Source organism: Devosia faecipullorum (assembly GCF_015158295.1).
GTDB classification, from domain to species: domain Bacteria; phylum Pseudomonadota; class Alphaproteobacteria; order Rhizobiales; family Devosiaceae; genus Devosia; species Devosia faecipullorum.
Genome location: NZ_JACDXV010000002.1, coordinates 475,001 through 501,284, shown reverse-complemented (window position 1 = coordinate 501,284; position 26,284 = coordinate 475,001). Strand labels below are relative to the sequence as shown.

Sequence of the window (26,284 nt, the reverse complement as noted above, 5' to 3'; positions counted from 1 at the left end):
TTGATTGAATTGCCGGAAGAAAATACCTAGGTTCCGCGCACTGGAGCGGGTCTGTCCCGATCGCCCATGCCAGGAGGCCCCCAATGGTACAGACGATCAACGCCATAACCCCGCTTGCCGATGCGCGCGCGATTCTCGCCGACAGCTTCGATCTGAAATTTTCCAAGGCCGTCGAACGCGAGACCGAAGCCATTTTCGCCCGCGTCCGCGACAAGATTCCCGAGATCGAATGGCCTTTTTACGCGCCGCTGATCTTCCAGATCAACCGGCTGAAAAAGGAGAAGGACGCGGTCATTCTCGCCCATAATTACCAGGTGCCGCAGATCTATCACGGCGTCGCCGATGTGGTGGGCGACAGCCTGCAACTGGCCGTGGAGGCCACCCGGGTCACCCAGTCCACCATCGTGCAATGCGGCGTCCATTTCATGGCCGAAACCTCCAAGATGCTGAACCCGGAAAAGACGGTTCTCATCCCCGACAGCCGCGCCGGATGCTCGCTCTCCGAGAGCATCACCGCCGAAGACGTCATGGCCATGCGCGCCCGCTATCCCGGCGTGCCGGTCGTCACCTATGTCAACACTTCGGCCGCCGTCAAAGCCGTGACCGATGTGTGCTGCACCTCCTCCAATGCGCTGGACATCGTCAATCGCGTCGAGGGCGACACGGTGATGATGATCCCCGATCAATATCTGGCCAGCAACACTGCCAAGAAGACCCACAAGAAGATCATCACCTGGGCCGGCGCCTGCGAAGTGCACGAGACTTTCACCGCCCAGGACATTGCCGAACTGCGCCACGCCTATCCATCGGCCAAGATCATCGCCCATCCCGAATGCCCGCCCGAGGTCATCGACGCGGTCGATTTCGCCGGCTCCACCGCCGCCATGATCGATTGGGTGAAAACCACCCGGCCGGCCCGCGTCGTCATGGTCACCGAATGCTCCATGTCCGACAATGTGGCCTCCGAAACCACCGGCGTCGATTTCCTGCGCGGCTGCAATATCTGCCCGCATATGAAGCGCATCAATCTCGAAAACGTGCTCTGGTCGCTCCATACCGGCACCGAGGAAGTCACCATCCCCGACCACATCATCGGCCCCGCCCGCCAGGCCGTGAAGCGCATGATCGAAATGTCCCGGAAGAAGGACTGACAGGCGAGCCCCCCCATTCCATCGTCATTGCCCGGCACGTCCGGGCAATCCACCTTGCGGAGGCATGGACCACCCCGACAAGCCGGGTGGTGGCGACAATCGAACCGCAGCCTTACCCCGGCCGTCTTGCCACCAGGTCGATCTCCACCAGCGCGCCGACCGCCAGCGCCGTCACCCCCACCGTCGTTCGCGCCGGCAATTTGCCCGCCGCGAAAAAACTCGGCCACAGCGCATTGAGCGCCGCATAATCGCGCTCGAATTCGGTGAGATAGATGCGGGCCATGGTCACATGCTCAAGCCCCAGGCCGATCCCGCCCAGCACGATTTTCAGATTCTCGACCACCCGCCGCGTCTGCGCCTCGACCCCCTCCGGCAGCGGTGCATCAGGGGCCGCCGGATCGGTCGGCATCTGCCCGGTGATGAATACCCAGCCATCGGATTCCACCGCATGGCTGAACGGGGCGACCGGGCGCGGGCCCGAGGAAATCATGTGATGCAATAGCGGGCTCATCGACGTCTCCACTCGATTGGTCTTGAACCCGACATGACCAGTTCAATGTTAACAGTCTGCTAACCAATGGCTCCGGCTTGCGGCGCTGGCGCGAAACCGGCACACTCGCCGGCGAAATGGGCATGCTGATCCGCCTCGCAATCGCTGCAATTCTGCTGGCATTCGCGCCGGTCACGCCCGCTTTTGCGCAGAATGATCCGCACCGCGTTACCCAATCGGGCGAATTGGACGCTCTTTTCGCCGGCCTTGCTGCCAGCACCGACGAGCCGAGCGCCCGCGCCATTGCCGATGCCATCTGGACCATCTGGACCCAGCCCGACGACCCGGTCCTGGCCGCACGCATCGCTGAAATCATGAGCACTTCAGGCTTTGCCGGCCCGGCGGGCCAATTGCCGCTCATCCAGCGCCTCGTTGAGGATTATCCTGATTATCCAGAGGCTTGGAACCTGCGTGCCACCGCCCATTTCCTGCGCGGCAACCAGGAAGCGGCGCTGGCCGACATCGCCGAAACCTTGAGGCTGGAGCCGCGCCATTTCGGCGCCTGGGCCGGGAAAGCCCTCATCCTGCACAATCAGGGCAAGCGGGACGAAGCCCTCGCCGCCATCCGGGCCGGGCTCGACATTCACCCTTTCCTGCCCGAGCGCAGCCTCTTCCCCGAACTGGCCTCGCCCCCGATCCGCAGCAGAAACACCAAGGAAAACAACAGCATGGCCGAAGCAGAATATCACATCGCGCGCGAAGAAGGCCCCACGCGCGGCCGCTATGTCATTCACCTGGCGCCCGGCGCCGAAGCCGAAATGACCTATCGGAAATCCGGCGATGGCCCCATGATCATCGACCATACCGGCGTGCCGCCCGAGTTCGAAGGCCGCGGCATCGCGGCCCAATTGGTCAAGGCCGCGATTGCCGATGCCCGCGCCCAGGGCTTCAAGATCAACCCGGTCTGCCCCTATGTGGTGGTGCAGTTCCGCCGCCACCCCGAATGGGCCGACCTTCTAGGCTAAATGCCCAAAATTCTTAGCGGATTTCATACGCCCCCTCGGCGAGATAGGGCTCCAGATCTTCCCAGCGCACCCGTATATTGGGTGCGCCATAGGCATAGGCCGCGATCTCGTAGGGCTGGAACTGGATGATCAGCGCATAGGGATCGGACAAGTCCCAACGCTCCGGATCGGCCACGACATCGGTCAGATAGCGCGGATCATCGAGCATCAGATTGTCGCCATGCTCGGCTTTTGCCGCCTTGAGCGCCAGATCCTGCAACGCTTTTTCCCATCCTGCGCCGGCAAGCAGGTCACCCGCCTCCATGAGCCGCCCCTTCTCGACGAGGTAATGGCGATAGGTCAGGCTCCAATTGCCATGCGCCGCACCATGGCCGTACCAATAGGTTCTCGCCTTGATGCTGATCCGCGATTGCCCCACAACCTCATGAACGAAAAGCGTATTTCTGGTATCGCTGTTATTGGCCTCACCCTCATCGGCATCCGGATCGCTCTCTTCCGACGAGGCCGGCGCCACGAGGTCGCCCTGCTTTCGCACCATGTCGTTGAACGTCTGCGCGGGGCCTTCGGCGTCATCGAGTTCGACCCAGCTCAATTCATGGCGGGCGACGGGAAACCAGGAATCGGGATTGTCGGCTTCATAGGGATCGGGAAATGCCTCATAGCGCGCCATGGGAAAAAAGCGCCGCCCATCGATCATGCGGCTCTGTTCCAGCAGCGCGCTGCGATCGCTGAAAACCCCCAGCAGGCAGGAGACGCCGCGCTCGTCATATGTTCCCGTCGTGAGCGGCCTGGCATCTTTCGTGCAGGCACGCTGGGCATAACTCAGCCATTCACGCTGACCCGTCCGCACCGCGCCGCGCGCCAGATCCGACAGCCCGCCCGTCGCCGTTTCATAGGTGACGGCGAGCCGTTGATCGGCGACGGAGAGCTCGGGATTTTCGCAGATGGCGCGCTCGAATGGGGTAACGGCCTTGGTGCAGTCAAAGCTCGCCGCCTGGACCGCATGCACGGAACCGGCAGACGGGACCAGGGTCAGGGCGAGGATGGAAACGAAACGCAGCATTGGCGGACCTCCAACAGGGCCACGAGGATAACAAGCGATCCTCGCCCCGTCACCACGGCAATCGACCGTCAGGCTCGCCGGGATTGCTTTTGCATCTCGCGGTCGAGCACCATCAATTGGTTGCGGCCTTGCGATTTGGCCATGTAGAGCGCGGCATCTGCCATGTCCGCGGCCATTTCGAGCCGGTCACCCTTGTCGGACAGGCAGGCGCCGATACTGACCGAAGTTCGGATTTCCCGCCCGTCGGGCAGCACCACCGTGAGGTCGCGGATCCCAGCCAGCACTGCTTCGGCGGTTGCGCGCAGGCTTTGCGGCGAAGCGCCGGGCAGCAGGACGATATACTCGTCACCGCCCCAGCGGGCGCAAGTGTCGATCCGGTCGATCGCCCGGCCAATGCGCCGCGCCACCTCGATCACCACCTGATCGCCGGCGGCATGGCCAAAATTGTCATTGATGGTCTTGAAGCGGTCGATGTCCATCAGCAGCACGCCATATTGCCCCTTAGGGGCGCATTCCGCATGGGCGGCGGCAAAACCGCGGCGATTGAGGACGCCGGTTTGCACGTCCATGAACGCCAATTGCTGCAATTCCTGCGTCCGCTCGCTGACCCGCGTTTCCAGCAGGCGCGTATTGTCGTGCACCGTCCGGGCCAGTTCAACAAAGGCGGTGCCGAGCCGACCAACCTCGTCCTGCGCACCGTCGCCAAAGCTGAGCGCCGGCCCGAAATTGCCGTTCTGCGCCCCCCGCACCGCCCGCTCCAGCCGGCTCAGCCGGTCGAGCACGGTATGCTTGAAAATGACCATCAGCAGGAAGGCGACCAGGCCCATCACCCCGATCAACAAGGCGGCGATTGGCATGAACAGGCGGCGGTCGATAATGGTATCCACGTCCATCAGCGTGACGTTGAACCAGCCGATCCGGTCCAGATAGCCCACGCCCACCAATGTCTGATGGCCGTCAATATCCACGAAGATCGAGCGCACCATGCTCTGACCGGACGCGACCTCTTCCATCAGCGCCCGCAGCCGCTCCCGGTCCGTCTCGTCATCGAGCAGCGAGAACACGCTGCGCGCGTCACGCGTCTCCGCCGACAGGCTCGCCAGATTGATCAGGTTCTGATCCCGATGCGCCTGCAACTGGCCCTGGCGATCGACGAACATCGAGGTCACCCCGGCCTGGGGAATATTGACCACTTCGTGAATGAAGGCGGATAGATCGATACCCGAGCCGAGGACGCCCAGAACCCTGTCGCCCTCGCGGATCACGCAGTTGATCCAGACCTTGGTGACGCCCAGATTGGCATCATTGTCGACATTGAGATGGCAGCCCTGCGCCAGGGCCTTGGTGTGAAAATACCAGGCGTCGCGTGGGTTTTCGGCATCGACGGCATAGCGGCGCTGGCTACCGGCATAGGAATTGGCCGCGTCGTTAAAATAGTAATTGCCGGAGCTGTCGATGACGAAGAAATAGGAATTGTCGGCAAAGCTTTGCCGGTAATGTTCCAGCTCGGCAATGCCGCGCCGCATCACCGCCGGATTGTCTTCATCAAGGGTCCAGTCGCGAATGGCCTGGCTCCCGGCCAGTGCCTCGGCGAGCGCGACCTCGCGCATCAATGCCCCCAAGCCGCGATGCCGGTCGTAAAGCACCTGCTTTTCGGCAAACAGGGTGCCGAGCTGGATAATGGTGGAATTGGCGATCCAGTTGAAGGCGGCATAGGCCGGCACGGCCACCGCGGCAAAGCCGAGCAGCACAAACACCAGAACCTTGAGCGACAGGGTTCGAGCTATGCGATGACCGATGGAGCGGATGGGACACCTCTTCGTCGGCCCATTCTGGACGTCAACGCCTTATGAACCTGTTAATTTTCCACCGCCCGGGCCCCGGCCTCAAAGGAATTTCCCTATTGCCGCCAGCTCTTCTGGCCGCACTTCATGTCCACCCTCGTGCCAGGCAAGTTGAACCGCGGCCTTGTTGGCGCTGAAATAATCGGCCAGCGCCTGGCTTGCCCCGGCCGGCGCGATCGGGTCGCGGCGACCCGCCGTGATCAGCACGTCGCGCCCGGCAAAATCGGCTTCTTCCGGCGCGAAGGGTATGAGCGGGTGCATGAGCACCGCCGCGTCGAACAAGTCCGGCGCCCCAAACATTATCGACGCGAGAATGTTGGCGCCATTGGAATAGCCCAATCCCAGCACGCGGGAGGGGCGCGCCTCCCCGATCTGCGCGCGAACAAAGTCCGCCATCGCCTCGGTGCGCTGCTTGAGGTCCGCCATGTCATAGACGCCCTCGCCCGTCCGGCGGAAATAGCGCAGTGCTCCGTTTTCGCTGACATCGCCGCGCGGCGCCACCCGTCTGGCGCCGGGCAGGATCTGCCCGGCCAGGTCGAAAAACTGGTTCTCGTCGCCGCCCGTGCCGTGGAAAAGGAAAATGACCGGGGCGTCAGGTCCGGTGCCGGGCTCGGCGCGGAAATGATATGGGCTCATAATGTTCTCCTTGATGCATGAAGGATATTGGCCGCTTGCCGGGCGAGGCAATGGCGCAATGGCGCCACGCTCTGTCGTCCAATCCGAAACAATCGGCGGGGAGGCGATTGCGCCCGCTTCCGGTCCGGTTATGATGGGCCATGTTTCTCTCGGTTTTCGACGTCTTCAAGATCGGGATCGGCCCGTCCAGCTCCCATACGATGGGGCCGATGGTGGCCGCTGGCCGTTTTCTCGACGATCTGGCCGCGGGCACCTGGCCGCGCGCGGTGCGGGCACGGCCCGCCGCCATCACGGTCAGCCTGCATGGCTCGCTGGCCTTTACCGGCATCGGCCATGGCAGCGACCGCGCCATCATTCTCGGGCTGGCCGGCGAGCATCCGAAAACCATCGACCCCGATGCCATGGACACAATCATCGCCACCATCCGCGAGACGGGGAAAGTTGCCCCACCGGGCCATCCACCCTATCGTTTCCGGCCCGCCGTCGATCTGGTGCTCGACAAGACCGTGCCCCTGCCCGGCCATCCCAACGGCATGCAGTTCAGCGCCTGGGATGGCGACGGACAATTGCTGCTGCGGCGCATCTATTATTCGGTCGGCGGCGGCTTCGTCGTCACCGCCGAGGAACTCGATGCAGTCCGCACCGCCTCACCGGCCGACCAGGACGTGCCCTGGCCCTTCGCCGATGCCGCCGAAATGCTGGCCATGGCGCAAGGCTCGGGCCTCTCCATCGCCGCCATGAAACGGGCCAATGAGGAGGCGCGCCTCTCCCGAAGCCGCTTGAACCGGCAATTGGACGAGGTCTGGAACACTATGTCGGGCTGCATCGATCGCGGCATGGGCCGCTCCGGCGAATTGCCCGGCGGTCTCAGGGTCAAGCGCCGCGCCGCCGCCATCCACGCGCAATTGGCCGAGAAATGGCAGCGCAACGAGATCGACCCGCTCATGGCCAATGACTGGCTGAGCCTGTTTGCCATGGCGGTCAACGAGGAAAACGCCGCCGGCGGGCGCGTGGTCACCGCCCCGACCAATGGCGCAGCGGGCGTCATCCCCGCCGTGCTGCGTTATGCGGTGCAGTTCAATGCCGGCACCGGCGACGAGGCCATCCGCGACTTCCTGCTGACCGCTGCCGCCATTGGCGGCATCATCAAGCATCGCGCCTCCATTTCGGGCGCCGAAGTGGGATGTCAGGGCGAAGTGGGCTCCGCCTCGGCCATGGCGGCAGCCGGGCTCTGCGCCATCATGGGCGGCACCCCGGCCCAGGTGGAAAACGCCGCCGAGATCGCGCTCGAACACCATCTGGGCATGACCTGCGATCCGGTGGGCGGGCTGGTGCAGATCCCCTGCATCGAGCGCAATGCCTTCGGCGCAGTCAAGGCCGTCACCGCTGCTTCGCTGGCGCTCAAGGGCGACGGCACCCATGCCGTGCCGCTCGACGCCTGCATCGAGACCATGCGCCAGACCGGCCACGACATGAACGAGAAATACAAGGAAACCAGCCTCGGAGGCCTCGCGGTCAACGTGGTTGCGTGCTGACCATGCCGGGACGATAGCCGGCCATGATGGCCGCGCGCAGCGCCTCGGCCGCGCTCTGCGCCGCAGCTTCCCGCGCCCCTTCGGCCGAAGCCTGATTGGTCGGAGCCAGCTTGCCGCCCTGATAGGACGTATTGGCGAACCGGCTGGCCGAGAACAGGGTCGTCCCATCCTGGACGATGGAGACCGAAGCCTCTACCCGGACATTGACCGGTGCGCCCACCGCCATCGCATTGGAGAGGGCCGCGCCGGGAGAGGAAGTGCTCGCCGAAACCCGCAGCACCGGATCGCCTGGTCCGCCCTGGGCGGGAAAGGCCACGCTCAGCCGGTTGAGGATGACCTGTTCCAGCCGATTGCTGGGCGGCGCGAAATTGAACCGCGCTACGGCCATGCCACCGTCCGACCCACCACCATAGACCGGCGAAAAACTGGTGCAGCCGGCAAGACCCATGGCCAATAGACCGGAACCGAGAAGCGCAAGAAAGTCCCGTCTGCTCATTGAGCTATCCTCACCTATTGCAGAAAATTGCTCAGCGGCACCGCGCCCGAATAGCCCGCGTCGAACCCGGAAGGGGCCATGAGCCGGAACGTCACAGTGCCCCGCAGATCATTGGGCGAGCGATGCGTCGGCCCGGTGCGAACCACATTGGCGGCCATGTTGAGATAGCCGTCATTATAGGCGAGGCCACCGCCGGCCTGCAGCCAGCTATTGCCGGCAATATCCCAATAATAATTGCCCGAGACGGACCAATATTCATCGATCGGCACGGTCAGTTCGGCCCCCGCCTCGTGCAGGGCTTTCACATTGCCCGCCGCCGGCGTGGCCTCGGCATAGCGGTAATTGAGCGCGCCGCTCCAGCCGTCACGGCTATAGGCCACACCCAGCCCCGCCCGCGCCACGCTGAAATCACTGGTATCGATCTGGGTTTTCGCGCCGACCTTGAGCGCGTCACCCAGGACGCCATAGGCGCCCAGAACCGCATAGGAGGAACCATTGTCGAGCCCAGAAGCCAAACCCGCCTGTTGGCGATTGGCCTCGGCAAAGGCATTGGTTCCAGCCAGATGGAAGGATTGCCCGGCCACCAGTTCGAGATAATTGCCATCATCGAAACTGGCGAGATAGCGTCCGCCGACATTGAGCCTCAGCCCTGTCTCCTGGCGGTCGATGCCGGTAAAGCGGTTATAGCTGAACAGATTGGTGTCATCGAACACCACGCTCTGGGAATCCTCATTGGTAATTCCCGGCTGGATGCTCGAAGCGCCGCGATAAACGAGTTGCGCAATGGGCTCGACCAGATGCGTCATCCCGGGACTGCGCGCCATCAGCGGATAGCGCACATCCAGCGCGGCAATCGGGGTGACGCCGAACAGGCTGTCGTCGGCCGGGACGAGCGGATCGAACACCTGCCCGCTACTGCGTACATAGCTGGCGCCATCCAGCCGCACGCCGGCAAAGGGTGTCACCACCGCGCCGCCGGCGATCCACTGGCTCTGCCAGCTCGCCTGCGCCATGGCATGCATTCGGGTTCCGGCATAGCCGTAATCGTAGGGCACGCCATTGACGCTGGCGACATAGTCGCGCTCCCGGTAGATCCCGAGCATGCGGCCTTCGAGCTCGACCTGTCCCGCGCCCGGAGCCAGCTTGAAGGTGCGGTTCACCCGCAGATTGGGCAGGGCAACGCCCTGCTGCTCGCGCGAAGCCTTGTCGCTTCCCAATTGGTTGAACTGCTGCAAACGCATATCGACATAGGTGTCGGCCGTGAGGTGAGTTGCATAAAGCTCGTTGACCGCGGCGCGCCGCGTATCGAGCTGGTAATCCTTGAAATAATGGCCGTCGGAAAACGCCGCATAGGCAAAGCCTACGGTCCAGTCCTTGACCGGCTTCATCTCGCCATCGGCCTGCACCGCCCCGCGCCAGTCGCGCCGGGCTTCGGGCGCGGAAAAGGCGTTTGGCTCGTTCTGGTAAAGACCCGAAGCCTTGATGCGGAATGAGCCCTGATCGAAACGCTGCACCCATTCGGCGCCCAGAAGGAAGCCTTGGCGGGAGACCAACGTTGGCGTCAGGATGACATCGGTGACCCGGGTCGAATAGACCGTCACCGGCACTTCGGCCTTGAGCCCCATCTCCTCGGAATAGCCGAAACGGGGCGTGGGCAGCTTTTCCAGCGCCTCATTGCTGAGATCGGGCAGCCACAGATAGGGCAGCCAGGCCACCGGCACGCCAAGCAGCGACAATGTCGGCTGCTCGAAGCTGATCGAGCCATCCGCACTCGTCTGCACCACCTTGGCGGCGCTGATCGACCAGCCGATCCGGCGGCCCTTCTTGTCGACGCATTCGCCGCAGGGCGCGTAATCGGCATTGACCAGAATGGACTGCAATTGCTCGTCGAAATCGGCGCTGTCGGCCCGGATCCGCGAGCCGTCACTGGCCGTTATCGTCATGGATTCGAGAATTGTCCGCCGCAGCCCGCCGGTCAGCGCCAGAACGGTGCTTTCCGAAACATTCCCTGCCGGATCGATCACCCGCACATTGCCCTGGACGTTCATCTCGCCATTGGCACGCCGATAAACCAGTTCATTGCCGGAAATGGTGTAGCCGCTCACCCGCACCACCACATCGCCGCGGGCGGTGATGATATTGCGAACCGAATCGAAAATCAGTTCCTCGGCCTCAACCGCCGTTGGGGCGCTGGGATCGATGGGCGCGTTGAAAAAGCTCTGCGGCACCAGTCCCTGGGCCAGCACCGGCACCGTTCCCGCCAGCGCCAGGCCGGCAAGAACCGCCAGAGCCATCCTGCTCATGAGAATGTGGCGCCGAACCAGCCTCAAGAAATCCTGCCCTTCTTTCCCTGTTCCCGCACGAAAGGGGAAGAAAGCGCCGCGCTGCGCCCGAACTCAAAACACCAATCGCCCCCTGCGCGCGGGAAGCGATCCTATACGGATCGATAAAGTACCGTTCAATCTAGCGCCCGGCAATGAAGAATGTGCAAACCCTGCGGGGCCCGCCCCGCACCATGACGCTTTGCCGCGCTTCAGACAGCCGGATTCAGCACACGGACCGGCCTGTTCTCGAGCCAGGAGGCGATATTTTCGACCGCATCGCCGAAATAGGCGGCATAATTGTCGTCGGTCACATAGCCCAGATGCGGCGTCGCCAGCACATTGGGCAGCGCGAGCAGGCCATGATCGGCGGGCAAGGGCTCGATGTGGAACACATCTATCCCCGCCCCGGCGATTGTTTTTGCCTTCAGCGCCGCAATCAGGGCGGCCTCATCCACGAGACCGGCGCGCGAGGTGTTGATCAGATAGGCGCTGGGCTTCATCCGTCCGATCAGCCCGGCATCGACCAGGCCCCGGCTGGCCGGGTTGAGCGTGGCATGGAGCGAAATCACATCGGCTTTTTCGAACGTCTCTTCGAGACTGGCGGCGCGGCGCACCCCGGCTTCAGCGGCGCGGGCATCGTCGAGGCGCGGCGACCAGGCCATAACCTGCATGCCGAAAGCGCGCCCGATTGCGGCCACGGCGAGCCCCACCCGTCCCAGCCCGACCAGGCCGAGAATTTTGCCCTTGAGCGCCATGCCCAGCGTCTGCTGCCAATGGCCTTCTTTGAGGCCATTGGCTTCACGCACGATTTGGCGCGAGAGCCCCAAAATCAGCGCCCAGGTCAATTCGGCGGTGGGCGCGCCGGCATTGCCGGTGCCCGATACGATGATGCCCCGCGCGCTGGCGGCCTCCATGTCGATGGCGGCATTGCCCATGCCGGTGGTGACCAGCAATTTCAGCTTCGGCAACGCCGCCAGCCGCGCCGCGTCGAACGGCGTGCGTTCGCGATTGGCAACGATGATGTCGGCATCGGCAAGTCGCGCCAGCACCTGCGCGTCGTCGGTCAGGGCCCGCTTCTCGAATTCGACCGCAACCCGCGCACCGAGACGATCCCAGTCCGCCATGGCGGCAGCGACCGCTTGGTAATCGTCAAGGACAACGCATCTGAGGCGCGAATTGCTCATCGGACACCCTAATTCTTGGCCTGGCTCCGGCCGAACGCGCCCGCCTCGCGGAAAGCCTCGATCCGCTCCCTGGAGAAACCGAACTCGGCCAATACTTCATCGGTATCGGCCCCCAGGACCGGCGGCGAACTGACCTCCGCTGACGGCGCATTGGAGAAGCTGAAGGGCGTCGCTACCGAGCCGATGCGGTGCTCGCCGACCGGCAGCTCGACACGTCCCCCCACCGCCGCGAGTTGGGGATGGTCTGCGGCCTCACCGATCGTGTTCACCTTGGTGGCGACGACCTTGGCCGCTTCCAATATAGCCAGCAATTCGGCGCAGGTCTTGGTGCTGGTGATGGCAGAAACCGCCTTTACCAGCGCCGCGCGATTGCTCCGGCGGTCGAAGACGTCGGCGAATTCGGGACCGTCCAGGCCCTCGGGGCCCAGCGCAGCCACCAGACGCTGCCACATTTCATTGGTCGAGGCGATGATCACCACTTCGCCGTCGCTGCCGGGGAACGCCTGGTTCGGCACCGACAGATGATTGGCCGTTCCCATGGGTTTGTGCATGGCGCCGTCCATCCAATATTCGGTGTAGAAATAGCTCATCAGATGCGCCGAACTCAGCAGCAGCGAGGATTCGACCCGCTGCCCCACGCCGGTACTGACCCGGTGGAACAGCGCCCCCAGGATGGCCGAGACGATGGCAAGCGAGCCGTGCAGGTCCACAATAGCGGAGCCGCAGCGCACCGGCGAGCGGTCTTCTTCCCCGGTAATGCTGATCAGGCCGCTATGGGCCTGCAGCGCCAGATCGTTGGCGCCGGCCTTGGCCAGCGGGCCGGTCGTGCCAAAGGCGGAGAATTCTGCATAAATGAGGCGCGGATTGAGTGCCTGGAGCGCGTCATAACCCAGGCCGAGGCGTTCCATCACGCCGGGGCGGTAATTGTGCACGACGACATCGACATCCCGCGCCAGGGCGCGGGCGATCTCCTTGCCCTCCTCGGTGCGCAGATCGATCTCGAGGCTGCGCTTGTTGCGATTGAGGGCGAGAAACGAGGGACTGACACCGCCAAAGCGTTCCAGCCGCGCCTTGGTCACCCCGTAATAGCGGGCCTCATCGCCGCCGGGCGGTTCGACCTTGAGGACCTGCGCGCCCATATCGCCGAGCACCTGCGTGGCGGCGGGACCGGCAAAGACGCGCGAAAAATCAAGAACCCGGATTCCCTCGAGAACATTGCCAGACATCTGCACTCCTAAGACCATTTCTGGCGCAGGCCGGCTGCCCCATATGGGGGCAAGAGCTAGCATTGCTACCGGGCAAGGATAACGCGCAGAACGCGACTAGATTTGTTGCAGGAAATGAAAAGACCGGGGCCTAGACACTCACGGTCTGGAAATGCTCGGCCAGGAAATCGATAAAGACGCGCGCCTTCACCGGCAGGTGCTTGTTAGGCGAATAGACCGCATAGACGGCATTTTCGAAGGCGGTGAAGCTGATCCGGTATTCGGGCAGGATGCGCACCAGCCGGCCATCTGCCAGCTCATTGGCTACGGCCCAGCCCGGCATCAGCGACAGGCCCAGATTTTCCATCATCGCGATATGCAGCGCCGGGCCGCTATTGGCGCGCATATTGCCGGTCACCGGCACTTCGGTGAGGGTTCCGTCCTGCGCCAGGAACCGCCAGGTGACGCCGCCCAGATTGATCTTGTAGGTCAGGCAATTGTGCTGGAGCAAATCGTCGGGGACACGGATCGGCGGGCGCCCTTCGAGATAGGCGGGCGTCGCGCAGATGATGCGGTCGCTGGTGATGAGCTTGCGCGCGATCAGCGACGAATCCGCCAATTGACCGATGCGGATATCGACGTCGATATTGTTCTCGATAATGTCGATGTCGTCGTTGGACAGCGTCAGATCGACATGGATATCGGGGAATTTTTCCAGAAAGGCCGGCAGCGCCGGAGCGATATAGCGCAGGCCCACCAGCATGCGCGAATGCACATGCAACACCCCCTGGGGCAATACATGCTCCTGCGTCACTTCCTTGTGGGTTTCGCGCACATCGGTGAGAATGCCTTCGGCGCGCCGATAGAACACTGTGCCCATATCGCTGAGCGAGAGCTTGCGGCTGGTGCGGTTGAGCAACCGTACGCCCATCCTGTCTTCCAGCGCATTGATATAGCGCGACACCGAGGCCGGCGAGAGACCGACCCGGCGGCCTGCCGCCGAGAAATTGCCCGCCTGCACCACGGTGACGAACAATTCCATGTCCCGCAGGCTCGGCAGGTCTTCGATCCGGTGACGGTCAAGTTGCGGGGCGGCCCCGCTGCGCCCATTTGTCAAACAAACCCTCCAGGCGATGCTTGCGATGCGATATGGCGATCCAGCCGCCCTTATCGCACAAAACTCATCATCGAGGGCGATCAATATCGTCCGGCCAGCGCGCTCGCCTCTGGCAAGACGCGGGGAAAACGACAAAGGCCCGTCTCGCACCAAACGAGACGGGCCGGGTCAAATTGTCAAGTTCGGGCGCTTGCGCCGTCCAGCGGCAATGCCCGAACCTGCGCTTACTGCACCGGAATACCGGCCTTTTCGATCACGTCGCCCCACTTGGCCCTGTCGGTGCTGATCTTGTCCTGCAGCATTTCCGGGCTCATGCGCACCAGGGTGATGCCCAGGTCGTTGAGGCGCTTTTCCAGTTCGGGCGAACCGACGGCTTCGTCATGGGCTGCGCGGAGACGCTCGAGCACATCGGCGGGCGTGCCGGCCGGTGCGACGAAATAATTGACCGCCGTGGCCGAAAAACCGGGCACATCATCGGCAATCGGCGCGATATCGGGCACCAGCGGATCGACATTGAGGCTCGACACGCCCAGCGCGCGCAATTCTCCGGTACGGACATAGGCCAACATGGAGGTCATGGAATCGATGGAATAGTCCACGCGTCCCGCGATCACGTCCGGCAGGGATTCGCCGGTTCCCTTATAGGGAATGTGCTCGACGTCGATATCGGTCATCAACTTGAACAATTCGGACGCCATATGCGCGCTCGAACCAACGCCGGGGCTCGCATAGGCCATGTCGCCGGGATTGGCCTTGGCGGCGGCCACGAGATCGGCAATGGACTGGAACGGCGAATCCGCAGGTACGACGAGCAGGTTGGGCGAGTCGAAGATCGTGCCCAGGATTTCGAAGGCATTGTCCGGATCATAGGGCAATTGCGTCTGCAACAGCGGGCCGGTGATCTGGGTGGCGGGCGTGCCCATCAGCAGGGTATAGCCATCAGGCGTGGCTGTGGCACCTGCGGCCGCGCCGACAGATCCGCCGGCTCCGGCAATATTCTCGACCACCACGTTCTGCCCCAGCGCCTTGGCCAGTTCAGGAGCATAGATACGCGCCACGGTATCGGAACCACCGCCGGCGGCGAAGGGGACGATCAGCTTGAGCGGACGATCGGGGAATTGCGCGAACGCCATTGTCGGCATGGCAAAGACCGTCGCCAGACCCACGACACTGAGTAATTTCAACAAGACGAGTACTCCTCCTCACAAGTCACAAGGGAAAACGCGAAATGCTTAGCCCATAAAGGAACGGTCCCATTTTCCAATTTTCGCAAAGCATGTTCTTGGTTTTAGCGGTTGCGAGGGCAAAGCCCGAAATCCGAAAAAGGTAGAAATGCTGACGCTGCGCTCAATAGCGTAACGGAGGGAAACGTGCGCGCACTTAAACTCGAGCTGACGACGGCAATGCTGTTCATCGGCCTGGGCCTGGCCTATGGCGGCTGGGCCTACTTCAACTACGACATGGGTACGCTGCGCCGCATCGGCCCCGGCATGTTCCCGGTAGGGCTGGGCGCCATCCTGTGCGTCATCGGTGTTTTTATTGCCCTGCCCGTCCTGAAGAATACGCGCATCAAGCCCGCTGACGCGCCCGAAACGGATGCGGCCGGCGAGGACGAAGAACCCAATACGCTGCGCGCCGGCATTTTCGTGCTTCTGAGCCTGGCCGCCTTCATGTTGATCCTGCCGGCCTTTGGCACGGCGCCGGCGCTCTTCGCCCTCGTCTATACCGCCGTTCTGGCTGAACCCGGGCGCGATTGGCGCTTCATGCCCGCCCTGATTGCCGGGGCGCTGTCGATTTTCGTGTGGCTGCTGTTCAAGCAGACCCTCAACCTTCCGCTCATCATGCTGAAGTGGCCATTCTGATGGATCTTGTCGCCAATATCGGGCTGGGCCTGGGCACCGCCCTGTCCGCCACCAATCTGCTATATTGCACCCTTGGCGTCGTCATCGGCATGGTGGTGGGCGTCATTCCCGGCGTCGGCACCATGGCGTCGATGGCCATGCTGTTTCCATTGTCCTTCTACATGGCGCCGGAAACCGCGCTGATCATGCTGGCCGGCATCTGGTACGGCACCGGCTATGGCGGACGCACCGCCTCGATCCTGCTCAATATTCCCGGCACGCCCGCCAATGCCGTGACCTGCCTCGACGGCTATCCCATGGCCCGGCAGGGCCGGGCCGGGGTCGCGCTGCTGCTGACCACGCTCGCCTCCTTTGTCGGCGGTACGTTCGGCATCGTGCTGCTGATGGGTTTCTCCCCCCTCATCGCCCGCTGGGCCCTGGCCTTCGGCCCGGCCGAATATTTCGCGCTGATGGCGCTCGGCCTGATCGCCGCTTCTGCCATTTCCGAAGGCTCGGCCCTAAAGGGGCTGGCCATGGTGGTCATCGGCATCATCTTCGGCACGATCGGCGCCGACGTCTATACCGGCACCCCGCTCTACACCTTCGGCATGTTGGAGCTCTACGAGGGCATCGGGCTGGTGCCGTTGGCCATGGGCCTGTTCGGCGTCGCCGAAGTGATTTCCAGCATTGGTCGCATCAAGGCCGGCGACATCGACAAGAAATCTGCCAGCTTCAAGGCGATGAAGCCGACCCGCGACGACCTGCGCCGTTCATGGCTGCCTATGGCGCGCGGCTCCTCGGTTGGAGCCTTTTTCGGCACCCTGCCCGGCACCGGGCCATCCGTAGCCTCCTTCCTCTCCTATGCGCTCGAAAAACGCATCTCCAAGACCCCCGAACGCTTCGGCAAGGGCGCGGTCGAAGGCATCATGGCGCCCGAATCCGCGGACAATTCGGCGGAAATGACCTCCTTCATTCCCACTCTGGCCCTGGGTGTGCCCGGCAGCGCCTCGATGGCGCTGATGCTGGGCGTACTGATGATCCACGGCATCCAACCGGGCCCCTCGCTGATCAACGATCAGCCGCAGGTCTTCTGGGGACTGGTGATGAGCTTCTGGATCGGCAACATCATCCTCGTCTTCCTCAACATCCCGCTTATCGGGGTGTGGGTGCGCATGCTGATGGTGCCCTATCACCTGCTCTATCCGGCCATTCTCGCCTTCGTCGCCATCGGCACCTATACGGTGAGCAATTCGACCTTCGACATCGCCGTCGTGCTGTTCTTCGGCGCCCTGGGCTGGCTGTTGCGCGTGCTGCATCTGCCCGCCGCTCCGCTGCTGCTGGGCTTCGTCCTCGGCCCCCTGATGGAAGAACATTTCCGGCGCGCCATGCTGTTTTCCAAGGGCAGTTTCGGCACCTTCTACGACAGCGGCATCACCAAGGTCGTGATGACCTTGAGCGCCATCCTCCTCATTTGGAGCCTTGTCTCGGCCTTCCGCACCATGCGCAAGGCGAAGGCCGCTCCCACCATGGCCACGCCAGACCAGATCGGACAATAAGATGAGCTATCAGTTTTATACCCTGGATATTTCCGACCACATCGCGACCGTGACCATCAACCGCCCCCCGGTCAACGCCCAGAACGGGCCGATGCGCGAAGAACTCATCACCATCTTTGAAAGCCTGGGCGAGGCCGACGAGGTGCGCGTCATCATCCTCACCGCCGCGGGCAAGGTGTTTTCAGCGGGCGCTGACATCAAGGAGCGTGTCGGCATCAGTGCGGGCGCCGGCGAATATGCGCGCAACAACCGCATCGTGCGCAATTTCTTCGACGCCGTGGCCGATTGCCCCAAGCCAGTGATCGCCGCCGTCAACGGTCCGATGATCGGCGCCGGCTTCGTGCTCGCGCTCAGCTGCGACATCATCGTGGCCTCGGAAACGGCGAATTTCCAGATGCCGGAGGTCAATGTCGGCCTGGCGGGCGGCACCGCCTTCATCAACGAGCATTTTGGCCGCTCGCGCGCCCGGGCCATGTATTTTACCGGCCGCAGCTATCCGCCGTCCGAGCTCTATCGTCTGGGCATTGCCGAAGCGGTTGTTCCGGGCGAAAAACTGATCGAGGAAGCAATGACCTATGCCCGCGAGATCGCCGCCAAGAGCCCCCTCGCCGTCCAGGCCGCCAAGCAGGCGTTCATCAATGTCAAGGAAATGCCGGTGCGCGATGCCTATCGCTACGAGCAGACGCTGACCGTCGGCCTCTCGAAGACCGAAGACGCCCGCGAAGCCCAGCGCGCCTTCGTGGAAAAGCGCCCCGCCCGATTTGTCGGCCGCTAGGGCAGAACCAGCCAATAAGGAATGATTTGCAAGTCAGATGCTCCGATGGAGCATCTGATGCGCGATCAGGTCTTGCTGCGCGCAGCACCGGAAGCCAATTGCACCCTTGCACCATTGCTGATCGTCAAAAAGGAAACACCCCTAAACGCCGAAGCATTTAGGGGTGTATTGGTTGCGGGAGCAGGATTTGAACCTGCGACCTTCAGGTTATGAGCCTGACGAGCTACCGGGCTGCTCCATCCCGCGTCAAACACGGCGCCTCGGCGCGGTGTGAGGGCTATATAGGGGGTGATTTCCCAGACCTCAACCCCCCTTGAGCGCTTGGTGACGGTTTTTTGACATTCTGGGGAAAGTTCTCTCCCCTGGGACCAGATCATGGGCAAATACCGCTCCATCGCTTCCATCGCCAGGCCGGCCGGTTTAGCATCCGCCACCTTCCCCTGACCCGCCTTTTTCCGGATTTTCTTATGCAGTTCAAAACCCTTGGCCGCAGCGATCTTGCGGTCACCGATATCTGTCTGGGCACCATGACCTGGGGGAGCCAGAACGACGAGGCCGAGGGGCATGCCCAGATCGCCATGGCGCGCGATGCCGGCATCAATTTCATGGACACGGCGGAAATGTATGCCGTTCCCGCCAGCCCCGGGACCAGCGGCCGCACCGAAACCATTATCGGCAATTGGTTCGCGGCCCATGGGGATCGCGATAAATGGGTTCTGGCCACCAAGATGGCCGGCGGCGGCAATGCCCATATCCGCAATGGCGCCGTGCCGGACCGCCACTCGGTGCGTGAGGCGCTCGAAGCCAGCCTCAAGCGCCTGCGGACCGATCATGTCGATCTCTACCAGATCCACTGGGCCAGCCGTGGCCATTACAATTTCGAAAATTACTGGACCTTTGCCCCCCATGGCCAGGAAACGGCCAGGGCGCTCGACAATATCGCCGAGGTGCTCGCCGCCCTGGGCGATCTGGTGCGGGAGGGCAAGATCCGCCATATCGGCCTTTCGAACGAAACCACATGGGGCCTGACGCAATGGCTGCGGCTGGCCGAGCAGAACGGCCTGCCCCGCATCGTCTCGATCCAGAACGAATACAGCCTGCTCCGCCGCATTTTCGACCATGACCTGGCCGAACTCAGCCATCACGAACAGGTCGGGCTCCTCGCCTATTCGCCCCTGGCCGCGGGCCTGCTGACCGGCAAATATTTCGATGACGCCACGCCCCGCGGCAGCCGCCGGGAGTACCAGAAGGGCTTCTGGCGGCTCAACGCCCATTCGGATCGCGCCACCCGGGACTATCACGCTCTGGCGGCGCGCCATGGGCTCGACCCGGTGCAAATGGCCATCGCCTTCTGCCGCAGCCGCCCCTTCATGGCCTCGACCATTATCGGGGCGACCAGCACCACCCAATTGCGGCAGGTGCTCGGCGCGGCCGATCTGGAATTGTCCCCCGAGGTGCTGGCCGACATCGACGCCATCCATCGCGCCAATCCGCGCCCGATCTAGCCAATATCGCCAAGGCCGGGGGCCACGCTATAATCGCAAGGACAAGCCGGCGCCGGAGAGCCCAACGTGACCAGTCTATTGACGTCCATATTCCCGCTTCTGGCCTATCTTGCCTATAATGTGATCGTGCCCCAGGTCGAGAAATTCCGGCCATCGCTCTCCACCATCATGAATGTGCAGCGGCGGCGCTGGGTGGCCCACGCCACGCGGCGGGAAACCCCGTTCGATGCAATCCTGTCCGGCAATCTGATGGGCTCGGTCAGCTTCCTCGCCTCCACCTCGGTCCTGCTCGTGCTGGCGGTTTTCGCGGTCTATGGCCAATTGCCGACGCTGATGGAGGCGCTCGACACCCTCTCCTTCGACCGCACCTATTCGGTGCTCGACGTGCAGATCCATCTGGCAACGCTCCTCACCATGTTCGTGCTGGCCTTTTTCGCCTTCACCCTGTCGCTGCGCCAGTTCAACCATTTCTGCATCATGCTGGGCGCGCTGGACCATGATAGGGTGACCAGCGACGAGGAAATCGACGCCATTGCCCAGATGAACGCGCTGGGCGCGCGCAATTTCAACAGCGGCATCCGCGCCTATTATTTCTCCATTCCCGCCGTTGCCTGGTTCGTCTCCGAATGGGTCGGGGTCGCGGTGTGCCTTGCCACCGTGCTGGTCCTCGCCCATCGCGAATTCTTTTCCTCGGCCCATCGCAGCGCCGCCTCGGCGGCCTTGATCGCCGCCCGTCACCGCCAGGAGCAGGCGGCGTCCCGGCGTGACAATTTATGACGTTGACATTCAACATTGACGGGCGTTTAGTCCGCCGCGTTGAAGTGTCCTTGTCCGGCCCCCGCCATGCTCGTCTGCCAGTGCAATATGATTACCTCGGCCGAGATCGAGGATATCGTGCTCGATCTGCTCAAGGCCGATCCTTGGCAGCTTGTCGTTCCCGCCAAGGTCTATGCCGAGCTCAATCGCCGCGCGAAATGCTCCGGCTGCGTGCCGAATGTGGTGGACATTATCGTTCGCGTCACCGAAAACTACCATGCACAGCAAGCCCATGAGCCCGCTGAGCTGGTGACGATCCAGTCCGGGCTCGAAAAGCTCAAAAAGCAACGGATTGGAGTACGTCGTGAAAGGCGAAGCACAAGTCATCGAGCGGCTTAACGAAGCCCTGTTCCTCGAGCTCGGCGCGGTCAATCAATATTGGGTGCATTTCCGGCTCCTGGACGATTGGGGCTATAAGCGCCTGGCCGCCAAGGAACGCGCCGAATCCATCGAAGAGATGCACCATGCCGACAAGCTGATCGAGCGCATCATCTTCCTTGAAGGCCATCCCAACCTGCAGCGCGTAGCGCCGCTGCGCATCGGTCAGACCATCAAGGAAGTGCTCGAGGCCGATCTGGCCGGCGAATACGAGGCCCGCGCCGCCTACAAATCCAGCCGCGAGCTTTGCGAGGAGCTGGGCGATTACGTCTCCAAGAACCTGTTCGAGGAATTGCTGGCCGACGAGGAAGGCCATATCGACTTCCTCGAAACCCAGCTCGAATTGTTCGAAAAGATCGGGCCGGAAAAATACGGCCAGCTCAACGCCGCCCCCGCCGACGAGGCCGAATAAACGACAATGCGCCCGGACCCATGGTTCGGGCGCTGTCCGTTTCAGGGACAGGATCATGCAATTTCATACCGGTCGGCTGTTCGACCACGTGCATCTGCGCGCCCGCAATTTCCTCGATACCCGATATTTCTACGAGGCCGTGCTCGTGGTTCTGGGCATTCCCCTCACGGCCTCCGGCCAGAACTGGCTCCAGGCCGATGAATTGTTCATCGACGCCGCCGATGCCCGCACCATCCCCACCCATGTCCATCTGGCCTTCCAGGCCCGCGATCCGGCCATGGTCGATGCCTTTTACGCGGCGGCGCTCAAGGCCGGCGGACAAGACAATGGCGCGCCCGGCGAGCGGCACTACCATCCCGGCTATTACGCCTGTTTCGTGATCGACCCGGACGGCAATAATGTCGAGGCCGTCTATCACGGCCCCAGCCGGCGCTCCGCCGACGCCATTACCATCACGCCCGAGACCTGAGCGTTTCCACTGAATACTGAAATGATCGGGAGCCTAATCTTCGATCGGCTGGAACATGGCATTGATCTGGCGCACGATCTCGTCGGTCGGCATCACTGAATCGGGCAGCATTTCGGGCGCGTCCGGGGCGACGGCGAGATAGGGCACCCCGCTCGGGAACGCCCCGAAGCGCTGGAAGAAACCGGTCACGTCATCGAGCACCGGCATGCGCCAGCGCCACAAGGCTCCCATGGCGATCACCGGCTCCATATGGCCGAAGCCTTCGTAATATTGCGTCGTCACCCAGACGCCCTGCGCCCGCAACCGGTCGGCAAAGCGCTCGGTATTCTGCATCCGCACGATCGGATCGCTGGTGCCGGTGGCCAGATACATGGGCGGCGCCTCGGCGGTGATCAGGTTGATCGGCTGAGTGCCTTCGGGATTGGGTGCCTGCCCGAAAGCTTCCTGCACCTCGAAATATTCGAACGGGTAGAAGTCATAGGGCCCCGACAGCGCGCCCACCGCGAGAATGGGCATGGTCACCCCATATTCCTGGCGGAATGAGGGATCGAGCGCCAGCATGACCGCATTATAGGCCCCGGCGGAATGTCCGGCGAGGAACAGCCGGTTGGGGTCGCCGCCATAATTGGCGATATTGTCCTGAACCCAGCGCAGGGCGCGGGCGCTGTCCTCGATGAAGCCGGGATAGCGCACTTCCGGCACCAGCCGGTAATCGGCGATCACCGTGACGAAACCGCGCGAAGCCAGCGCTCGGCCGACAAATTCATATTCTTCCCGATTGCCCCGGCTCCAGCCGCCACCATAAATGAAGAACACGACCGGGGCAGCGCTGCCGCGCTGCTCGGGCGCATAGACGTCCAGTTTGTGCCGGGGACCATCGGCATAGGCCACCCCGTTCCCCACCTTGGACGTGCCGCCATCCATGGCCTGGGGAATATTGAACGGGTCCATGATGGAGACGGCGGACGCCGTGCTGGACCCTGCGAAAACGAGAATGAGAAGCGTAGCGAGGACGCGGTGAACAATAGACATGGCATCAAATCTTTGTCTGAATCTGACGGATGGAATAAAGCAGGAAACCGGGAAGATTATGACGCCAAAATGGGCGAGGGCAGGCGCGCCTTTTCTCGGCTACATGCCTGCCCTCTACTTAAGCGCGTTGAGTCTGCGCCGACTTTGTTAATAGAACATTACCCTTGCCCTCAGCGCTTCAACCGATCGAGCAGGGTGCCGGACACATGGCCATCCGCCGGCAGGCCCATGCGCTGCTGATAGGCCATGACCGCCGCCCGGGTCTTGGGGCCGATCACGCCATCGGGCGTTCCCACATCATAGCCGGCCCGGCCCAGCAGGGTCTGCACCTCGGCGCGCTGCGCCTTGCTGAGCGCATAATCACCCGCCGGCCACGGTGTCGCGAAAGCGCCGCCGCCAATGATGCGGTCGGCCAGATGCCCTACGGCCAGCGCATAGGAATCGGAATTGTTGTAGCGCTTGATCACATCGAAATTGGGCAGGAGCAGGAATGCCGGTCCATTGGCGCCGGCCGGCATATAGAGCCGGGCCACATCGCTGGCGCGCGGAAAGTCGCGGCCGGAAACGCGGGTAATGCCCAACCGCTGCCATTGGCTGAGCGGGGCTTTTTCGAGGCTGCGGGCGGCAGCAAAATCGAAGCCGCTGGGCAGCTTGACCTCATAGCCCCAGGTTTCGCCCGGCCGCCAGCCGAAACTCTTGAGATAATTGGCGGTCGAACCCAGGGCATCGGGCACCGAATTCCAGATATCCTTGCGCCCGTCGCCATTATAATCCACCGCATAGCGCATGAAGCTCGACGGCATGAATTGGGTATGGCCCATCGCGCCGGCCCAGGAACCAACCATGGCATTGGGGCTGATATGGCCATCGGTGACGATGCGCAAAGCCGTCACCAGCTCGCTGCGGAAAAAGTCGGTGCGATAACCGTTCTGGGTGAGGGTGGCGAGCGCATGGATGGTATTATTGCCACCCATATAGCCGCCGAAATTGGTCTCCATGCCCCAGATGGCCAGAACGATCTCCGGCTGCACCGCATAGCGCTGCTGCACGCCCGCCAGCGTCTGCGCCCATTCCCCGCGCATCGCCTTGCCCTTGCTGGCCTGGGCGGCGGTGATGCGCTTGTCGATATATTGCTGCACCGTCTGGCTGAATTCGGGCTGCTTTTTGGTCAGTTCCATCACCTGGGGGATGGGATTATAGCCGGCAAAGGCCGCTTCGAACGCCTGGCGGCTGACCCCGGCCCGCTCGGCCTCGGGCCAGAGCCCCCGCACGAAATCGGCGGTGCTCGCCTGTGCCGCGCCGATGACGCTCACCGACAGGGCAATGGCCATGGCCCATTGGCGGAATGCGAACGGAAATGGGAACGAGAGGGACATTTCGGCCTCATGATACGCAAAGACAGGATCACGTCCGCCGGCCCGCATGCCGCCTGGACGAACGCCGCCGCCCTCTGCGGCGCATGTCTCAATTTTAACCGCTTCAATTAAGATCGCCTTAAGGCAAAGCCCGGCGCGCGCGGATCACGATCACGAAAGCGTTGCCGCTCAATTGCCCCCTTCATCGGCGTTCCAGGGCGCCGGCAGGCCCGGCACATAGGAGACGCGCGGCGTCGGCTTGCGCACGCCGCGTTCGGCAAAGAGCCGCCACACCGTTTCCGAATAAAGCCGCCCTGCCCCCCATTGCTTGCCGGCCAGCGTCTTGATGCGCGCGCGCAATTTCATCGAGGTCTGCGTGAAGGCCACCAGCACCGGCGGATCGAGATCGTCGAGGATGACATTTTTGTGCTCGCTTTCCATCACCACCTCGAAGGCGTCGCGCATGGCCTGCTTCACCAATTCGATGTCGTTGTCGTAGGACACCTCGACCTCGGCGACATAGAAGGAAAAGCCGCGCACCATATTGGAGACCTGATCGACCGAGGAAAACGGGATCAGATGGATGGTGCCGCTCATGTCGCGAATAGTCACCGAGCGGATGGTCAGCTTTTCCACTGTGCCCGAGCGTCCGGCCACTTCCACCACGTCGCCTTCGTTCATCACGTTTTCGAACTGGATGAAAATGCCGGTAATGATATCCTGCACCAGTTTTTGCGCGCCGAAACCGATGGCGAGGCCGACCACACCGGCACCGGCCAGGAGCGGCGCGATATTCACCCCGATCTGCGCCAGGGCCAGCATCAGCGCGAAGACGACCAGCGCAATGGTGAAAGCGTTCTTGAACAGATTGAGCAGGGTCTTTTCCCGCGGCGTCGGCACCCGCCCCACTTTGGTATTGAGCCGATATTCCACCCAGGACGCCACCACCACATGCAGCACGATGGCCACCAGCAGGATCAGCGCCGCCGAGACGATGGATCCGGCAACCGCCAGGCCCTCGTCGCTGCCGACCCAACCGACGAAATCGAACAGGCTCCAGGCCTGTCCGATGGCCACCAGCACGCCAAAAATCACCACCCAGCGCACAATGGTCATCACCCCGGGCACGAAGGCCCGCAGTCTCGTTTCCAGCAGGGGCAGTCGTTGGCGCACATCGTCGGGCAGGCTGAGCCCGGCATTGACGAAGCGGCCGATAAAGCCGGCGATCAGCGAACCGATGCCGATGGCGATCGCCGATTGCAGGCTCGCCCCCAGCATGAAGGGCAGCGCCCCTTCGGGATTGGCGAACCATACCACAAGCAGCGTCAGCAGATAGGCGATGGCCAGGACATGCCAATGCTGGCCAAAAGCGGCGAGCAGCCGCCCAATCCCGTCATTGTCGCGGCGCTCGGAAATGCCGGCGAGCCAATTGCGGATATCGCTCTTGTTCTGCAACACGATGATGATGGCGATGGTGACCGAAGTTGCCATCACCAGCACCTGCACGGCATTGCCCGCCGCCACCGATACAACGCCGTTGAGCAGGGGCGTCACGAACATGAATGTATAGCCGACCAGGGAAATCAGCCTTCCGGTCCAGAACGACCAATAGGCGGCGTTTTCATCTCCGACCGGCAAGAGCCGCAAGCCGCCGCTGCGCGGCGCGAGGAACAACCGCATTAATAGTTTGCTCGCCTCCACCACGAGGAAGGCGTTCAACAGCAGCGATTGGTTGATGCCCATCTGCCCGTTCGGATTGACCCCGGTATTGAGCGCCAGCACATAGCCCAGGGCCCAGGCGAGCAGGATGCTCGTCGCTTCGATCAATCCCACCAATAGCAGCGCGCCCAGTCGCCGCATCACTCCCTTGCCCTGCGCATCCGCAGCGACCCGCCGGGCCAGTGCATTGGTCAGCAGCCGCAACAGGAAGAACGAGCCGAACAGGCCAGCCAGAACGATGCTGAGATTGATGGCGAGGTCGCGCACCACATCGGCATTGGCGCTGACCCCGCCGCTGAACAGGGTCTGGAAATTGCCCAAAGCACTGCCAAAGGAGCGCAAGGTCGCCGAGGCGC

General features: G+C 62.7%; 24 protein-coding genes and 1 tRNA gene (1 of these 25 only partly in view). 11 read left to right on the top strand and 14 right to left on the bottom strand.

Features of this window, described 5'->3' with window-relative positions:
• Nucleotides 1-83: 83 nt before the first annotated feature.
• A complete protein-coding gene (gene nadA / locus H0482_RS08120) occupies nt 84-1,151 on the top strand; it encodes a quinolinate synthase NadA (RefSeq protein WP_193729527.1) in 1,068 nt (355 codons plus the stop codon).
• Nucleotides 1,152-1,263: 112 nt separating this feature from the next.
• Here nadA and H0482_RS08115 read toward each other — a convergent pair whose 3' ends face one another.
• Entirely contained in the window at nt 1,264-1,641 is a 378-nt protein-coding gene (locus tag H0482_RS08115; RefSeq protein ID WP_193729765.1) for a RidA family protein, read from the bottom strand.
• Between the two features lie 98 nt (nt 1,642-1,739).
• On the opposite strand from H0482_RS08115, the gene H0482_RS16895 reads away from it, so the two are divergent.
• Nucleotides 1,740-2,666: an N-acetyltransferase gene (locus H0482_RS16895; protein WP_330998233.1), complete on the top strand. Its 927-nt coding sequence runs from the start codon at nt 1,740-1,742 to the stop codon at nt 2,664-2,666.
• A gap of 13 nt (nt 2,667-2,679) precedes the next feature.
• Here the strand turns inward: H0482_RS16895 and H0482_RS08105 are convergent, their stop codons facing one another.
• From H0482_RS08105 to H0482_RS08095, 3 genes are all read right to left on the bottom strand, one after another.
• Nucleotides 2,680-3,729 carry a DUF3298 domain-containing protein gene (locus H0482_RS08105; protein WP_193729526.1) on the bottom strand — a complete coding sequence of 350 codons (1,050 nt, stop codon included), beginning with the start codon at nt 3,727-3,729 and terminating at the stop codon, nt 2,680-2,682.
• Between the two features lie 68 nt (nt 3,730-3,797).
• On the bottom strand, nt 3,798-5,486 hold the full coding sequence (locus tag H0482_RS08100) for a sensor domain-containing diguanylate cyclase (RefSeq protein WP_330998232.1): 1,689 nt from the start codon (nt 5,484-5,486) through the stop codon (nt 3,798-3,800).
• 129 nt (nt 5,487-5,615) lie between these two features.
• Nucleotides 5,616-6,209, bottom strand: a complete 594-nt coding sequence (locus tag H0482_RS08095) for an alpha/beta hydrolase (RefSeq protein WP_193729525.1) — start codon at nt 6,207-6,209, stop codon at nt 5,616-5,618.
• A gap of 140 nt (nt 6,210-6,349) precedes the next feature.
• Here H0482_RS08095 and H0482_RS08090 point away from each other — a divergent pair, with 140 nt between their 5' ends.
• A complete protein-coding gene (locus H0482_RS08090) occupies nt 6,350-7,744 on the top strand; it encodes an L-serine ammonia-lyase (protein WP_193729524.1) in 1,395 nt (464 codons plus the stop codon).
• On the opposite strand, the gene H0482_RS08085 is transcribed toward H0482_RS08090, so the two are convergent.
• The 6 genes from H0482_RS08085 to H0482_RS08060 form a co-directional block, all read right to left on the bottom strand.
• On the bottom strand, nt 7,725-8,240 hold the full coding sequence (locus tag H0482_RS08085) for a twin-arginine translocation signal domain-containing protein (protein WP_193729523.1): 516 nt from the start codon (nt 8,238-8,240) through the stop codon (nt 7,725-7,727). The two genes, H0482_RS08090 and H0482_RS08085, sit on opposite strands and share 20 nt — an antisense overlap.
• Before the next feature lie 14 nt (nt 8,241-8,254).
• Entirely contained in the window at nt 8,255-10,543 is a 2,289-nt protein-coding gene (locus tag H0482_RS08080) for an LPS-assembly protein LptD (protein WP_193729522.1), read from the bottom strand.
• A 230-nt stretch (nt 10,544-10,773) separates the two neighbouring features.
• The gene (locus tag H0482_RS08075; protein WP_193729521.1) at nt 10,774-11,748 is read right to left on the bottom strand and encodes a D-2-hydroxyacid dehydrogenase family protein; all 975 of its coding nucleotides are present in this window, start codon (nt 11,746-11,748) and stop codon (nt 10,774-10,776) included.
• Between the two features lie 8 nt (nt 11,749-11,756).
• On the bottom strand, nt 11,757-12,974 hold the full coding sequence (locus H0482_RS08070; protein ID WP_193729520.1) for a CaiB/BaiF CoA transferase family protein: 1,218 nt from the start codon (nt 12,972-12,974) through the stop codon (nt 11,757-11,759).
• Nucleotides 12,975-13,104: 130 nt separating this feature from the next.
• Nucleotides 13,105-14,070 carry a LysR family transcriptional regulator gene (locus tag H0482_RS08065; RefSeq protein WP_230989507.1) on the bottom strand — a complete coding sequence of 322 codons (966 nt, stop codon included), beginning with the start codon at nt 14,068-14,070 and terminating at the stop codon, nt 13,105-13,107.
• Nucleotides 14,071-14,294: 224 nt separating this feature from the next.
• Nucleotides 14,295-15,254, bottom strand: a complete 960-nt coding sequence (locus H0482_RS08060) for a Bug family tripartite tricarboxylate transporter substrate binding protein (protein ID WP_193729519.1) — start codon at nt 15,252-15,254, stop codon at nt 14,295-14,297.
• Nucleotides 15,255-15,440: 186 nt separating this feature from the next.
• On the opposite strand from H0482_RS08060, the gene H0482_RS08055 reads away from it, so the two are divergent.
• From H0482_RS08055 to H0482_RS08045, 3 genes are read left to right on the top strand one after another with little or no spacing between them, the layout of a single operon-like run.
• The gene (locus tag H0482_RS08055) at nt 15,441-15,932 is read left to right on the top strand and encodes a tripartite tricarboxylate transporter TctB family protein (protein ID WP_193729518.1); all 492 of its coding nucleotides are present in this window, start codon (nt 15,441-15,443) and stop codon (nt 15,930-15,932) included.
• Nucleotides 15,932-17,467: a tripartite tricarboxylate transporter permease gene (locus H0482_RS08050; protein WP_193729517.1), complete on the top strand. Its 1,536-nt coding sequence runs from the start codon at nt 15,932-15,934 to the stop codon at nt 17,465-17,467. The genes H0482_RS08055 and H0482_RS08050 overlap by 1 nt, the downstream gene beginning before the upstream one ends.
• Before the next feature lies 1 nt (nt 17,468).
• The gene (locus H0482_RS08045; protein WP_193729516.1) at nt 17,469-18,242 is read left to right on the top strand and encodes an enoyl-CoA hydratase/isomerase family protein; all 774 of its coding nucleotides are present in this window, start codon (nt 17,469-17,471) and stop codon (nt 18,240-18,242) included.
• A gap of 169 nt (nt 18,243-18,411) precedes the next feature.
• On the opposite strand, the gene H0482_RS08040 is transcribed toward H0482_RS08045, so the two are convergent.
• A tRNA-Met gene (locus H0482_RS08040) sits at nt 18,412-18,488 on the bottom strand.
• A 221-nt stretch (nt 18,489-18,709) separates the two neighbouring features.
• On the opposite strand from H0482_RS08040, the gene H0482_RS08035 reads away from it, so the two are divergent.
• The 5 genes from H0482_RS08035 to H0482_RS08015 all read left to right on the top strand — a co-directional run bounded on the left by H0482_RS08035 (nt 18,710) and on the right by H0482_RS08015 (nt 21,822).
• Nucleotides 18,710-19,747, top strand: a complete 1,038-nt coding sequence (locus H0482_RS08035; protein ID WP_193729515.1) for an aldo/keto reductase — start codon at nt 18,710-18,712, stop codon at nt 19,745-19,747.
• A gap of 66 nt (nt 19,748-19,813) precedes the next feature.
• Nucleotides 19,814-20,524: a DUF599 domain-containing protein gene (locus H0482_RS08030; protein ID WP_193729514.1), complete on the top strand. Its 711-nt coding sequence runs from the start codon at nt 19,814-19,816 to the stop codon at nt 20,522-20,524.
• A gap of 66 nt (nt 20,525-20,590) precedes the next feature.
• Entirely contained in the window at nt 20,591-20,902 is a 312-nt protein-coding gene (locus H0482_RS08025; RefSeq protein WP_193729513.1) for a (2Fe-2S)-binding protein, read from the top strand.
• The gene (gene bfr, locus H0482_RS08020) at nt 20,868-21,353 is read left to right on the top strand and encodes a bacterioferritin (RefSeq protein WP_193729512.1); all 486 of its coding nucleotides are present in this window, start codon (nt 20,868-20,870) and stop codon (nt 21,351-21,353) included. Before H0482_RS08025 ends, bfr begins: the two co-directional genes overlap by 35 nt.
• Nucleotides 21,354-21,408: 55 nt before the next feature.
• Entirely contained in the window at nt 21,409-21,822 is a 414-nt protein-coding gene (locus H0482_RS08015) for a VOC family protein (protein WP_193729511.1), read from the top strand.
• Nucleotides 21,823-21,855: 33 nt separating this feature from the next.
• Here H0482_RS08015 and H0482_RS08010 read toward each other — a convergent pair whose 3' ends face one another.
• The 3 genes from H0482_RS08010 to H0482_RS08000 all read right to left on the bottom strand — a co-directional run.
• The gene (locus tag H0482_RS08010; protein ID WP_230989506.1) at nt 21,856-22,854 is read right to left on the bottom strand and encodes an alpha/beta hydrolase; all 999 of its coding nucleotides are present in this window, start codon (nt 22,852-22,854) and stop codon (nt 21,856-21,858) included.
• A 170-nt stretch (nt 22,855-23,024) separates the two neighbouring features.
• Nucleotides 23,025-24,230, bottom strand: coding sequence for a lytic murein transglycosylase (locus H0482_RS08005; RefSeq protein ID WP_193729510.1), 1,206 nt, complete (start codon nt 24,228-24,230; stop codon nt 23,025-23,027).
• 168 nt (nt 24,231-24,398) lie between these two features.
• A protein-coding gene (locus H0482_RS08000; protein ID WP_193729509.1) for a mechanosensitive ion channel domain-containing protein crosses the window boundary here: on the bottom strand, nt 24,399-26,284 show its 3' portion. Its footprint extends 250 nt past the window's final position; only the last 1,886 of its 2,136 coding nucleotides appear in the window; the start codon falls outside the window, past its right edge; its stop codon occupies nt 24,399-24,401.

What these genes read in the sequence shown, in the direction of transcription:
- H0482_RS08080 (WP_193729522.1), bottom strand. Translation starts at nt 10,543, where the DNA reads ATGAGCAGGATGGCTCTGGCGGTTCTTGCCGGCCTGGCGCTGGCGGGA.
- H0482_RS08025 (WP_193729513.1), top strand. Translation starts at nt 20,591, where the DNA reads ATGCTCGTCTGCCAGTGCAATATGATTACCTCGGCCGAGATCGAGGAT.
- H0482_RS08095 (WP_193729525.1), bottom strand. Translation starts at nt 6,209, where the DNA reads ATGAGCCCATATCATTTCCGCGCCGAGCCCGGCACCGGACCTGACGCC.
- H0482_RS08105 (WP_193729526.1), bottom strand. Translation starts at nt 3,729, where the DNA reads ATGCTGCGTTTCGTTTCCATCCTCGCCCTGACCCTGGTCCCGTCTGCC.
- H0482_RS08075 (WP_193729521.1), bottom strand. Translation starts at nt 11,748, where the DNA reads ATGAGCAATTCGCGCCTCAGATGCGTTGTCCTTGACGATTACCAAGCG.
- H0482_RS08010 (WP_230989506.1), bottom strand. Translation starts at nt 22,854, where the DNA reads ATGTCTATTGTTCACCGCGTCCTCGCTACGCTTCTCATTCTCGTTTTC.
- H0482_RS08045 (WP_193729516.1), top strand. Translation starts at nt 17,469, where the DNA reads ATGAGCTATCAGTTTTATACCCTGGATATTTCCGACCACATCGCGACC.
- H0482_RS08035 (WP_193729515.1), top strand. Translation starts at nt 18,710, where the DNA reads ATGCAGTTCAAAACCCTTGGCCGCAGCGATCTTGCGGTCACCGATATC.
- H0482_RS08070 (WP_193729520.1), bottom strand. Translation starts at nt 12,974, where the DNA reads ATGTCTGGCAATGTTCTCGAGGGAATCCGGGTTCTTGATTTTTCGCGC.
- H0482_RS08015 (WP_193729511.1), top strand. Translation starts at nt 21,409, where the DNA reads ATGCAATTTCATACCGGTCGGCTGTTCGACCACGTGCATCTGCGCGCC.
- H0482_RS08090 (WP_193729524.1), top strand. Translation starts at nt 6,350, where the DNA reads ATGTTTCTCTCGGTTTTCGACGTCTTCAAGATCGGGATCGGCCCGTCC.
- nadA (WP_193729527.1), top strand. Translation starts at nt 84, where the DNA reads ATGGTACAGACGATCAACGCCATAACCCCGCTTGCCGATGCGCGCGCG.
- H0482_RS08005 (WP_193729510.1), bottom strand. Translation starts at nt 24,230, where the DNA reads ATGTCCCTCTCGTTCCCATTTCCGTTCGCATTCCGCCAATGGGCCATG.
- H0482_RS08085 (WP_193729523.1), bottom strand. Translation starts at nt 8,240, where the DNA reads ATGAGCAGACGGGACTTTCTTGCGCTTCTCGGTTCCGGTCTATTGGCC.
- H0482_RS08050 (WP_193729517.1), top strand. Translation starts at nt 15,932, where the DNA reads ATGGATCTTGTCGCCAATATCGGGCTGGGCCTGGGCACCGCCCTGTCC.
- H0482_RS08115 (WP_193729765.1), bottom strand. Translation starts at nt 1,641, where the DNA reads ATGATTTCCTCGGGCCCGCGCCCGGTCGCCCCGTTCAGCCATGCGGTG.